The following is a 1,038-nucleotide window of genomic DNA, read 5'->3' as shown; positions in this document are numbered from 1 at the left end:
TCGGCGGGGCCTCCGGCGGGGGCCTGCTCCTGGCCGCCGGTCTCCTCACCAGCCTCAGCGTCAAGCGCGTCCTGCAACGCCGCCGCCGCACCCCCGGCGAAACCATCGCCATGCCCGACCCGCAGACCGCCGCCCTCGAACAAGTCCTGGGCGCCACCCAGGAGCCCGCCAGCGTCGACCTCCTGGACCGCGCCCTGCGCACCCTCGCCCACACCGCCACACAGGACGGCAACGACCTGCCCGCCCTGCGCGGCGCCAAGGTCACCCACCGCAGCATCCACCTCCTGCCCGATGACCCGACCTGCGCACCGTACGGGCCCTTCACCCGCACCGAAACCAGCCCCTGGTGGACCCTCACCAGCCCCGACCAGCTGCTGCCCGACGACCAGGCCGCCCAGACCCCCGCCCCCTACCCCGGGCTGGTCACCCTCGGCGCCGACAGCGACGAGAGCCACCTCCTCCTCAACCTGCCCCACGCCCGCACCCTGCTGCTGGACGGCACCGACGAGGACGTCCTGGCCGCAGCCCGGGCCATCGCCCTGGAAGCCGCCAACTCCAGCTGGAGCGACCACGCCGACATCCTCACCGTCGGGCTCGGCAGCGACATCGCCGCGCTGCTCCCCACCGGACGCCTGCGCCCCATCCCGCACCTACGAGCCGCCCTGAGCGATCTGGGCGAACTCCTCCTGGAAGCCCACCAGAACCAGCAGACCGACAACCCCCCGGTACTGCCGTGGATGCTGATCTGCGCAGCCGAAGCCACCGAGGACGACGCCTGGCAGCTCGCCGACGCCGTCGCCCGAGCCCAGCACCTGCCCGTCGCCCTGGTCCTGCCCGCCCGAATCGCCGCCGCGTCGTTCCCCGACGCGGAACGCCTCGACGCCTCCGCCACCGGCCTCCAGCCCTGCCACCTGCTGGAGAGCGACCTGGCACTCCAGTCGATCTCCGCCACCCAGTACGCGGAGTTCGTCAGCCTGCTGCACACCACCGAAGAGCCGGCCCAGCCCGCCGAGGGCGCCTGGGAGAACGTGCCCGCCC

1 pseudogene is annotated in these 1,038 nt (G+C 73.6%); it reads left to right on the top strand.

Annotation, left to right across the window (positions count from 1 at the left end):
• Window positions 1–1,038, top strand: a pseudogene (locus tag ADK54_RS14315) (hypothetical protein); the annotation flags it as partial.

The organism is Streptomyces sp. WM6378 (assembly GCF_001279695.1).
Taxonomy (GTDB): domain Bacteria; phylum Actinomycetota; class Actinomycetes; order Streptomycetales; family Streptomycetaceae; genus Streptomyces.
This window is presented reverse-complemented; position numbering and strand designations above follow the sequence as displayed.